Source organism: Pseudomonas sp. GW823-FHT02F05, assembly GCF_058797315.1.
This window is the reverse complement of record NZ_JBXAJM010000003.1, coordinates 90706-100867: the sequence shown is the minus strand read 5'-3', so window position 1 is coordinate 100867 and position 10162 is coordinate 90706. Positions and strand designations below refer to the sequence as shown.

The window sequence follows — 10162 nt, the reverse complement described above, 5'->3', positions numbered from 1 at the left end:
TGTAGGAAGAGTATCTACAAACCGAAGGCCGGTTTTATCTGAAAAGCATGAAGATGACGATTATTAAAGTGGTCACGGTTAAAGCTAATGAAAGTGCTATGGAATGATTCAGCTTTTTCTCAGTTCTGTTTACACAGACAATGAGGCTGTCTATTCGCTTCGTATTGTCGATAACTTCGTTGCTTGGAAACTTGTGTTCGTAGTCACTTGAACTTTTGTCTGCATGATTTGCAATGATACTTCCCCCTGCGCCAGCGCAAGCAAATAGCAATACCTGCATATACAAATCTAATTGCATCGATAGGCTTTCAAAATTTGGATTGTCACGCCCGATGCAAAAGTAATAATACCTCGAGAAAACAGCTTGAAAGATAACCCCATATCCGATTAAGACCATTCCTTTCAAAAATCGTATTTGCCGGATCTCAAGAAGTATTATTAATAGGGTGAAACCACTTATTGCGCCTGTATATATACCCATTTCAGGCGAGGTTGCATCGATAATCCACGAGGTGATGGCTAACATGAAAAAAGCTGCTGCTACAATCGCTACTAGACCTAGCTTTGCAATTAGTTTTATGTTTTTCATTCAGGCGTGCGTCTTTTAGTGGGGGCAGAAGATTAACATTGACTTGGTTAATTAGAAATGTGCGATAAAAGCCCATCTCGTATGATTGCAAGGTCGTCTTCCGTAAAACCAAGTAGCTCGCGCTGTTCATAACGCACCTCAGGTGCGCTCGATTGCGCACGATCCTTCAGTCCGAATTGGTGAACCCTGGCGATGCGGGAGATCCGCCCAGTGAAACCCACGGTCACGGCGTTGCTGTCGCCTCGGGCTTTCAGGTAGGTCGCGGTACGCAGCTTTTTGAACATCTCAACCTTGCGCCGGATACGGCCTTGCTTACCGCGCAAGTCCCTTTTTTTCCGGGGTGCGAACATGCTGCCGTCCGGGTTTTGCTGCGTCTGCACACGCTTCTGTTGGCTGCGCCGCAGTTCCTGGCCGATGGAGCGGGCAAGTTGATTACGGGCGGCTGGCTGGAGTTGCTCCAGCAGGCCGGACGCCCAGGTCTCCAAGGCTTCCAGCTTACTTGTCATCAGGAACTACCCATTCGCTGGCGTTGCCCTGGGAGCCTGGAACCCAATTCGGATCGAGGTAACCGGCCACTCGCTGCGGCTCGCCGGCATGCTTCACGGTTGTATTGCCTTGAGCATCAATACCTACCACCACTCGCTCTGTCAGGCGCAATGTTAGGCCGAGGTCTACCTTGTCTTTATCGAGAATGTCGGCTTCGAACTGAATGCCGGTCTGCATTTTTTCGTAGTTCTCGAGCAGCTCCGGTTGGTTGATGCTGATCCATCCCAGCACGGGCAGCATTACGCTGTCAGGGTGCCCCGCGAAGGCGGTCATGATGATCTGCAGATCGTAGCTGTACTCAAAAGAAAGGGTCGCCGCAGCGGTGCAGCGGACCTTGCCGTTGTCGATGAAGATGAGCACCCGGTCGGGGTTGTGCTGTAACTCGGCGACGGTGGCCAACAGGTGAGCGCGCAGACTCTCGGGCTTGTTCATCGGTGGGCCTGCTGATGTTTATAGACCATGTCGACCTGGGCGGCGCAATCGGCCCAAGCGGCTTCGGCGCGGTCTTCGTCGGTGAGTAGGTCGCCGTTATTGGCTGGGTTTGTCGCTGGCAGCTGGCACGGCACCACGGCCGGACAACCAGTCACGGTAAGCTGCGGCGCCGGTGAGGGCGGGGCGGTTACGCAGCCGGCGAGCAACATCAGGCAAAGGCTGAGCAGCCCAGTCGCGTAGTTCGTCGTTTTCACGTTTCAGTACCTCTATTGTTCGCGCGCGCTGTGCCAGGGCCTGCCGCAGTTGATCCTGCTGGGCGCGCAAAGCTGACTGGTTTTCGCGTTCTTGCTTCAGGCTGGCGGTGAGAGTGTTGGCGGTCGCCAGATTGCGGTTGGCGTCTTCGCGGGCCATCTTGGCCGCACTCTTTGCCAGGTTAGTTTGCGTTTCGGCGGTGTTAATGCGCTGTTGCTGGCCCCAGATCAGCAGCGCCAGGGCACCGAGCAGGGCAATGCCGTACAGGGCCTGGCGCAGGGTGCTCACGCGCGGTACCAGCCGAGTTTGTTCATGGTGGCGTCGTCAAGAAGCTTGAGCGGCCCGCGCACAATTACGGCTCTGGCGTTGTTCATCAACCGGATGCACTCGCCCAGCCGTTCCATGTCTGCTTGGTCGGTCGAATCTGGCACCACTAGAAGGTCCCCGTCCCGTACTCGCAGTTTTTTCACCGCTTCGAAGTCGATCATGCCGCCACCCCCTGTCCGCATTCACAGCCAGCGTGCCGTTCATAGGCGCGCTGGAGCTTGGTGTCATAAAGATTTCGCAGGTAGTCCGGACCGTTGTAGAGCCGGGCAAACTCGGCCCATTTGCGGGCTTTCAGGGCCTTGTGTAGCGCTGGGTCGGTTTCGATGAAGCGGGTGAAGGCGTCGAACTGCTGGGATTCGCCGGCACTCATTGCCGCCACGAAGTCCTGCACGCTGGCGTAGCCGAGGCGCTGCCAGTGAAAGCCCATGATCTGGAAGGCGCCCCAAGAAGCCGACTCAAGTGCAGCCGTGTCATCGATCATGCGAGCCGTGGCGAGGCGCTGATGCTCAGCGGTACCACCGATATAGCCACCCGCCTTCGGATTGACCAGGGCAGGGTTTGTTGCTGCCAGTTCATCGGCGTGACGCTTGGCCTCAGCCGGGTCATCGTCTGCGTGGCGAACCTTGGCGAGCTGGCGGTACATGATGTGCCGTTCGAAAAGGATCACCGGCTTGCCGTTGTCGAGGAAGCCTTTGCCCTTCGACTCAACTTCGTTGACCGCGTAGATGCTCGCTAGCGGCACGTCTAGGCGTTCGGCAGCGGCCACGAGATCGTTATTGCGAAGCAGCTGGGCACAGTCGCCGCCCGCCAAGCTGGCCTGGGTCTTGGTTCCGGCAAGGCCATCGGCTACCAGTCCAACTTTCACCTGGTACGCACGAACGGCCGTCTCTGTAGCGTCACCGTAGTGGCCGTCAGGTTCCAGTTTGGCGCCGTGCCTGTTGAGATTCTTTTGCAGGATAAGCACCGCCTGCGAGCGGTCGCCGTGGCGAAGGGTGGTGGTCATGCGCTGGGCCTCAACAGGGCGGCGACGTTGCCGCGTGAACGGAAAATCAGGGTGCAGAGCAATACGATGGAGACGGCTTGCCAGAGGCTGGTGGGCTGGCGATACAGCAGTATTTCCAGACCGCAGATGCACAGCGCGGAGCCGAACAGGCTGGCGAGTAGTGAGATGGTGCGCCGGTACCGGGATGCACCTCGGGTGTAGCAGGCCAAACGGAAGGCGCTCAGCAAGTAGGCGATTGCCGTGATCAGTTGCACGGCCAGTTCGATGTTTGGCATGTCAGCTGCCCCCTCGGATGCGACGCCAGATGTCCCAGATGTCCGCTTTTTCCACCCACACCATCAGCTTGATGCTGATCGGGATGACCACCAGGGCGCAGAGGAATGCACCGCCGCCGCTGGTGATGAACGGGATAGCCTGCAAGGCCATCGGCGCGAACAGATATCCCACGCCGGCCGACAGAAACAGCGAGCCCAACCGCTGCCAGACCTTGAGGTCGTGCTTGGTGCTGGTCACCAGCCACGCGCCGAGGATTGCCCCGAAGAGCGCCTCGCCGTCGATAATCGGCGTCACAGTTGCCAGGCCCAGGCCCATAAGCAGGCCGGTCACGGCGCTGGAAGTCGGATCAGCCATGGTGTGGGTTTCCTTGGTTGCAGGGGATCAGTCCCATAGGTTCACCATCTGCCGCTGGGGCGCGCTGGTTTGGGCTTCGGGCATGTTGACGGGGAGGCCATGCGGCAAGACGGGGCCGTTGTCAGCCAAGCCGGGGTTCGCCTGCAGTACCGCTTCGGTAACGCCCGCGGTTCGGCCGTAATACCGCCAGCACAGAGCGTCGACCGTCTCGTTTTGATTGGCGCGGATGGTGACGGGCATCAGATCAGCTCCACGGTGGTGCGGTTTTTTCCGAGAAAATCACGAACGGCCCAACGCAGGTCGCGGCGGTAGTCGTCGATGGTTGGGGCGGTTTCCTCGGCTTTATTGTTCCCGGTGTTGGTAGCGCTGTAGTCGCGGTACCGCTCGCACACTTCGGCCCCGGTAGCGGCTTCGATGGCACGACGGTAGAGATGAGCCTTTACCGATACGTCTTTGATGCGATCACCAGGGACGTCTGCCAGCGTGGCGTAACCAGCGGCTTGCTGAGCCGCTCGCCAGTCACTTAACTCGCGATTGAGGTCGATGGCGGCAGCGATCACGGCGGTTTCCAAGCGGGCCGGGGTGACGCTGGCGTCGATGCGCAGGGTGGCGCGCAGGTTGTCCAGGTCAATCGACGGCCAGAACGGGTCGGTGTTGATATGCCCACCGATAACTGGGCCGCTGGCTACAAATGCGCTCATGACTGCACTCGAAAATAGATCGCCGGTGGTCGGGGCTTCACGTTCAGGAGGAGTGGCCTGGCCGATCCGCCCCGAGCCGGCGGGGTGCGTGGGGACGCTCGGTTAGCTGCTGGGGGCAGCATGTTTTTTCAGGAGGCGTTCGGCGCCGTCCAAATCTTTTTTGCCGCCGCAGCCGTCGTGTAGCTCGATGGCGCGTTTGAGCAGGTCTATACCGGCCTGAATCTGTCCAGGCTGACCAGGCTCTTCGGCGCTGATGCCGTGCAAGGTGGCGCGGCCAGTTGCCAGGAACAGCTTGGCGCGGGCTTGGTCGGGCATGTCCTCGGCTTCGGTCAGTTCAACTGTGCGGTGCAGGATCGCTAAGTCGAAACTGCCGTTGGCCTTCTGCGCTTTCAGCGCGGCGGTGGCGATTTCCTCCGCCACCAGGCAACCGGTAGTGCGTTCGAAGCGGTCCGGCATGATCAGCTTGTGCTTGAGGACGTAGTCGGCGATGTCCAGCGCGCCGCTGTAGTCCTCAACATCGACGCGCCAAACCATCACAGTGGTCATAACGTCGTCCTGAGCACCATTGCCAGCTTGGAGCACGCCCTCGACATAAGGGATGTACTCAGGCAGCAGCTGCAGCTTGAGCGCAGCCTTGCCTTCGTTGGACTGGATGGCCTTCAAGCGCAAGCGGTCTTGCAGCAACTGATTCAACTGATGCTCGTAGGCTGTGGCACCGGCCATGGATTGCTGCGGTGCTGTTTTTGCCGCCTCCATGGCCGCGCGTGCGCGGCGCTGGTGGGCTTGGGCGATGCTGAGTGCCATGGGGTTAACCCTCGCTGCCGGCTTCTTCGACTGGGGTGATGTTTTCCAGCAGGCAGCCCAGACCATATTCTTCAACCACGTAAGCTTCGTTCGACGATTCGAAGTTGCTGACGCGGTTCCACTCCGGCTCTTCCTTGAGGTAGCGGCGGCGCCCACCGATCTGCCAGTACACCGACAGGTTGGCGAACGTGGTGATGAGGATGGTGCCTTCAGGGATATACGGCACTTCGTACAGCGGTAGGCCACCGACGCGGCGCTGCGAGATGATCAGGTCGCTCGCCAGGGTATTGGTAGCGTCTTGGTCCTTGTTGACCAGGGCCAGGAACTTGTCGTGCACCAACTCTCGGCCTGTCAGTACCACCAAACCAGGGTTACGGCGGTACCAAGGGTCGAGCAACTGAATGGCGTCATAGACCAGGGCGTCAATGTTTTTGAAGTCGCCGGTTTTACCGATGGTGATCTTGCCGGCGACGGCGCCTTCTTTCAGCACGCGGTCAGGCGCGTGAGTGCGGTATTGCTGGAGCCAACCGATATTGACGTCTTCCAGCAACGGGTGCGCGGTGCGGTCTGTTTGTTCGGCCGCCGAAGTACCGTAGAAACCGATTTGGATACGGTCGAGCGCCTGACGTTGGGCAATTGCGCTGGCTAGGCGAGTCTGGAAGTCCGGGAACTTCGCCCAGGCGTCGAGCTGCTTGTAACTGACGTAGGTGTCAAAGTCGGTCTGCTCAGCTCGGTACTTGTCGCTGGACAGGGTGCCAATGCTGCTTGGCTCACGCTTCTTGACCTTGGTGTTGGTGCGGCTGGCAACGGTGCCGCCGACGCCTAAGCCGACCTTTTCGCCTTCCTGCTCGTCGACGCCGATGACGTTGACTTTGGTCAGGAACTCGCTCGATTCCTGAATCTTGGTTTCCAGGCGCTGCTGGATTGTCGGGTCCACGCTGAACGTGGCGGTGGCCGATTCTACGCCGTTGATCTGTGCCACCTGGGCGAGGTAGCCAGTGAAGAGTTTTCGAGTGTCGTTACGCATGGGTGTCTCCGATATTGGGCTGGGCGGTTGAGGCCGCAGGTCAGAATTCAGCCAGGGCTTGTTTGCCGCCGCCGGTTACCGGTGGGCGCTGAGTTTGGGAGTGGTCTTGCGTGTTGCCGAGGGTAGTTTTCAGCTCGACCAGGTCTTTGCTGAGCTGCTCGACCTTGGTGTTCAGTTCGCTGGAGAATTTCTTCTCGGCGGCGAGTTGATCCGGCAGGTCTTTGACGTGGTCGGCAATCGCTTCGACGGCCTGGCCGATCTGGGCAAACTCGGCATCGTCCTTCGCCTGTTTGCCGCCCAACAGCGCCTGCACCTTGCTGAAAAGCTGGGCGCCGAGGCCGGGCTTGTCTTCGACTTCTTCAAACTGCAGCTCGGTTTCCACTGCCTCGGTGAACATCGACGTCGCCGAGTAATGGCGGTCTTTGAATGGGCTGGATTCTGGCTTCTGCGCGGAGAAAGACAGTACGTCGGTGCCCAGGCTGGCCGGGGAATCGGTCACCGCCAGGCCAACGATGTAGGCCTCGCCAGTGTCCGAGAAGCTGTCGTCGATTTCGATTGAGGTGTAAATCTTCTGCTTGGCCTTATTCATGGCGATCAGATCGGGCGTGGGCTCGACCTGGGCAAACAGGGCCAGCTTCTTCTGGCCGTTGATTTCCACTTCCTCTGTCTTGACCGCGAGCACGTCGCCGTAGGCTTTGAAGGGACTGTCGGGCAGCAGGCTGCGGAAGTGCTCCAGCCAGATGCGGGCGCCGTAGGTGGACGGATTGAAGTTCTTTGCTGCTTGTTCCAGCCAACTACGTTTGATGGTGCGCTTGTCCGAGGTAGCGCCCTCGACGGCGACGCGGAACCAATTGCTGCGAAATTTCTTCATGCCGGGAATCCTCAATGCGTTGGGCGCTAAGTGCGTTGCAATGAGGGGCATGGTCGTGACGCGCGCGAGTTGCGGCAACGGGACGAGATTGTAGAGGGCGGGGCTACAAGGGGCGGCGCTACTGAGTCGCAGGCCAGAGCGGCAGCATCGCGGCCATGACTACGACCGAACTGCTCCCCATCGATCCCAGACGCCAATCCAAGTTCCTCTATTGGATGGGTTGGCGTATCTGCGAGATTGCCGAGGCTACGGGCGAAAAGGAAAAAACGCTACATAGCTGGAAGGCCCGCGACGAGTGGGACCGGGCCGACAACGTCGAGCGGATCGGCGGTGCGCTGGAAGCACGTTTGGTACAACTGATCCTCAAGGAAGGCAAGAGCGGCGGCGATTTCAAGGAAATTGATCTGCTGCACCGCCAGCTTGAGCGCCAGGCACGCATTCAGCGTTTCCAGGGCGGCGGTACTGAAACCGAACTCAATCCCAACCTCGCCAAGCGTAACGAAGGACCGAAGAAAAAGACGCCGAAAAACGACATCAGTGAAGACCAGATCGAGCTGCTGCGTGAAGCGTTCATCGACGGGTGTTTCGACTACCAGAAAGACTGGCACCGGGCGGGCAACCAGCGCACACGCGTCATCCTCAAAAGCCGGCAGATCGGCGCCACTTACTACTTTGCCCGCGAGGCGTTCATTGATGCGCTGGAGACCGGGCGTAACCAGATTTTCCTGTCGGCTTCGAAAAACCAGGCGTACCTGTTTCGTGGGTACATCCAAGCATTTGCCCGCGAAGTCATCGGCGTTGAACTGACCGGTGACCCTATCGTTTTGCCGAATGGCGCCGAACTGTTTTTTCTCGGTACCAACGCACGCACGGCCCAGGGCTACCACGGTAATTTCTACTTCGATGAGTTCTTCTGGACGTTCAAGTTTGAGGAACTGAACAAGGTCGCCTCCGGCATGTCCATGCACAAGAAGTGGCGCAAAACCTACTTCTCGACGCCGTCGACCATGGCCCACGAAGCCTATACGTTCTGGACTGGCGAACGCTTCAACAAAGGCAAACCAGCGGCGCAACACACCAAGGTCGATGTTTCCCACGGCGCGCTCCAGCAAGGTCGGTTCTGCGAGGACCGGTTGTGGCGGCAGATCGTCACCATCCTCGACGCCGAGCAGGGCGGTTGCGACCTGTTCGACATTGAGGAGCTGCGCCGCGAGTACAGTCCCGAGGCGTTTGCCAACCTGCTGATGTGCGAGTTCGTTGACGACGGCGCGAGCATCTTTCCGCTGACGGTGCTGCAGCCGTGCATGGTCGACAGTTGGGTCGAGTGGGCCGAGGACTACAAGCCGTTTGCGATGCGCCCATTCGGTGATCGCCAAGTGTGGGTGGGCTATGACCCTGCTGAAACTGGCGACTGCTCCGGCCTGGTGGTGGTTGCGCCGCCGCTGGTACCGGGCGGCAAGTTCCGGGTGCTGGAACGTCACCAGTTCCGTGGGATGGACTTCGCGGCGCAGGCCAGCGTAATCAAAGCCGTCTGCGACCGCTACTGGGTGACTTACATCGGGATCGACGTCACTGGCCTGGGTAGCGGCGTGGCGCAGCTGGTGCGCCAATTTTTCCCCAATGTCACCACGTTCAGCTATTCGCCCGAGGTCAAGACGCGCCTGGTGCTCAAGGCTTACGACGTGATCCACCGGGGCCGGCTGGAGTTCGACGCCGGCTGGACTGACATGGCGCAGTCGCTGATGGCGATCCGCAAGACCATCACCGCAGGCGGTCGCCAATTCACGTACACCGCCGGCCGCAACGACAACACCGGCCACGCCGACCTGGCGTGGGCGCTCTTTCACGCATTGCACAACGAACCGCTGGAGGGGCAGACCTCTGCCAACACCGGGCGGATGGAGATTTTTTGATGTCGAACCGCCGCAGAAACAATAAGCACCTGGCCCAGGCTCCCGACGTAGTAACGCAGGAGTTTATCCCGCGTAGTGACAGCAAGATGGAGGCATTCAGCTTCGGCGATCCGTCACCGGTGCTGAGCGGGCGGGAGGTGTTCGATTATCTGGAGTGCTGGTTTAACGGCCGTTGGTACGAGCCGCCGCTATCTCTGGATGGCCTGGCACGGTCGGTGGGTTCCAGCGTGCATCTGCACTCGGGGTTGATGTTCAAGCGCAATTTGCTGAGTAAGACCTTTATCCCGCACCGGCTGCTGTCGCGCGCCGCGTTCGAACAGTTCGCGCTGGATTTCCTTTGCCTGGGCAACGGTTATCTGGAAGGACGACGTTCGATGCTCGGCCCGGTGCGCGAGCTGGTACCGCCGTTGGCAAAGTACATGCGCCAGGGCAAGGATGGCCGGCAGTTCATGGTTCAGGGCTGGAAGGAAGAGCACGAATTTGAACCGGGCACTGTTTTCCATCTGCGGGAGGCGGATCTGCACCAAGAGGTGTACGGCCTGCCCGAATGGATCAGCGCGCTGCAGTCGGCACTGCTGAATGAGTCGGCCACGCTTTTTCGTCGCAAGTACTACGAAAACGGCAGTCATGCCGGTTTCATCCTCTACATGACCGACGCTGCGCAGAACGAATCGGACGTCGACTCGCTACGCAAAGCGCTGAAGGACTCCAAGGGGCCTGGCAACTTCCGCAACCTGTTCGTTTACTCGCCGAACGGAAAAAAAGACGGTCTGCAGATCATCCCTGTCAGCGAAGTGACGGCCAAGGACGAATTCAACTCGATCAAAAATCAGACTCGCGACGACGTGCTTGCCAGCTTGCGTATTCCGCCGCAGCTGATGGGCATCGTGCCGCAAAACGCGGGTGGGTTTGGATCGATCAGGGAGGCGGCGCAGATTTATGCGGCCAATGAACTGGAGCCCATTCAGGCGCGCATGGCGCAAGTGAATGAATGGCTCGGGGAGGAGGTCGTGCGCTTCAAGCCATACGAAATTCCCGTAGGGGCATAAAACCCCCTGCGCAGTAAA

General features: G+C 59.1%; 15 protein-coding genes and 1 pseudogene. 2 read left to right on the top strand and 14 right to left on the bottom strand.

Going from position 1 to position 10162, the window contains the following annotated elements; translation table 11 throughout:
- Positions 1-34: 34 nt before the first annotated feature.
- From AC1RAC_RS05525 to AC1RAC_RS05460, 14 genes and pseudogenes are all read right to left on the bottom strand, one after another.
- Entirely contained in the window at positions 35-589 is a 555-nt protein-coding gene (locus tag AC1RAC_RS05525; protein ID WP_492616354.1) for a hypothetical protein, read from the bottom strand.
- A 47-nt stretch (positions 590-636) separates the two neighbouring features.
- Positions 637-1095 (bottom strand): phage virion morphogenesis protein, encoded by a 459-nt coding sequence (locus AC1RAC_RS05520; protein WP_492616353.1) that lies wholly within the window; start codon positions 1093-1095, stop codon positions 637-639.
- Positions 1085-1567, bottom strand: coding sequence for a phage tail protein (locus tag AC1RAC_RS05515; RefSeq protein WP_492616352.1), 483 nt, complete (start codon positions 1565-1567; stop codon positions 1085-1087). The genes AC1RAC_RS05520 and AC1RAC_RS05515 overlap by 11 nt, the downstream gene beginning before the upstream one ends.
- A pseudogene (gene lysC / locus AC1RAC_RS05510) lies at positions 1564-1749 on the bottom strand (Rz1-like lysis system protein LysC); the annotation flags it as partial. The gene AC1RAC_RS05515 and the pseudogene lysC, both read right to left, overlap by 4 nt.
- A complete protein-coding gene (lysB, locus tag AC1RAC_RS05505; protein WP_492616351.1) occupies positions 1664-2107 on the bottom strand; it encodes an Rz-like lysis system protein LysB in 444 nt (147 codons plus the stop codon). The pseudogene lysC and the gene lysB, both read right to left, overlap by 86 nt.
- Entirely contained in the window at positions 2104-2307 is a 204-nt protein-coding gene (locus tag AC1RAC_RS05500; RefSeq protein ID WP_492616350.1) for a hypothetical protein, read from the bottom strand. Before AC1RAC_RS05500 ends, lysB begins: the two co-directional genes overlap by 4 nt.
- The gene (locus AC1RAC_RS05495; RefSeq protein WP_492616349.1) at positions 2304-3149 is read right to left on the bottom strand and encodes an N-acetylmuramidase domain-containing protein; all 846 of its coding nucleotides are present in this window, start codon (positions 3147-3149) and stop codon (positions 2304-2306) included. The genes AC1RAC_RS05500 and AC1RAC_RS05495 overlap by 4 nt, the downstream gene beginning before the upstream one ends.
- On the bottom strand, positions 3146-3424 hold the full coding sequence (locus AC1RAC_RS05490; RefSeq protein ID WP_492616348.1) for a phage holin family protein: 279 nt from the start codon (positions 3422-3424) through the stop codon (positions 3146-3148). Before AC1RAC_RS05490 ends, AC1RAC_RS05495 begins: the two co-directional genes overlap by 4 nt.
- 1 nt (position 3425) lies before the next feature.
- Positions 3426-3779, bottom strand: a complete 354-nt coding sequence (locus tag AC1RAC_RS05485; protein ID WP_014717568.1) for a putative holin — start codon at positions 3777-3779, stop codon at positions 3426-3428.
- 27 nt (positions 3780-3806) lie between these two features.
- On the bottom strand, positions 3807-4019 hold the full coding sequence (locus tag AC1RAC_RS05480; protein WP_458371392.1) for a tail protein X: 213 nt from the start codon (positions 4017-4019) through the stop codon (positions 3807-3809).
- Complete coding sequence (locus AC1RAC_RS05475) at positions 4019-4480, bottom strand: head completion/stabilization protein (RefSeq protein ID WP_492616347.1); 462 nt, start codon at positions 4478-4480, stop codon at positions 4019-4021. Before AC1RAC_RS05475 ends, AC1RAC_RS05480 begins: the two co-directional genes overlap by 1 nt.
- A gap of 102 nt (positions 4481-4582) precedes the next feature.
- Entirely contained in the window at positions 4583-5284 is a 702-nt protein-coding gene (locus AC1RAC_RS05470; protein ID WP_492616346.1) for a phage terminase small subunit, read from the bottom strand.
- Positions 5285-5288: 4 nt separating this feature from the next.
- The gene (locus AC1RAC_RS05465; protein ID WP_014717571.1) at positions 5289-6311 is read right to left on the bottom strand and encodes a phage major capsid protein, P2 family; all 1023 of its coding nucleotides are present in this window, start codon (positions 6309-6311) and stop codon (positions 5289-5291) included.
- Between the two features lie 40 nt (positions 6312-6351).
- Positions 6352-7182 (bottom strand): GPO family capsid scaffolding protein, encoded by an 831-nt coding sequence (locus AC1RAC_RS05460; RefSeq protein ID WP_305415323.1) that lies wholly within the window; start codon positions 7180-7182, stop codon positions 6352-6354.
- Between the two features lie 155 nt (positions 7183-7337).
- On the opposite strand from AC1RAC_RS05460, the gene AC1RAC_RS05455 reads away from it, so the two are divergent.
- Positions 7338-9095 (top strand): terminase ATPase subunit family protein, encoded by a 1758-nt coding sequence (locus AC1RAC_RS05455; RefSeq protein WP_492616345.1) that lies wholly within the window; start codon positions 7338-7340, stop codon positions 9093-9095.
- Positions 9095-10144, top strand: coding sequence for a phage portal protein (locus AC1RAC_RS05450; protein WP_492616344.1), 1050 nt, complete (start codon positions 9095-9097; stop codon positions 10142-10144). Before AC1RAC_RS05455 ends, AC1RAC_RS05450 begins: the two co-directional genes overlap by 1 nt.
- Positions 10145-10162 lie beyond the last annotated feature (18 nt).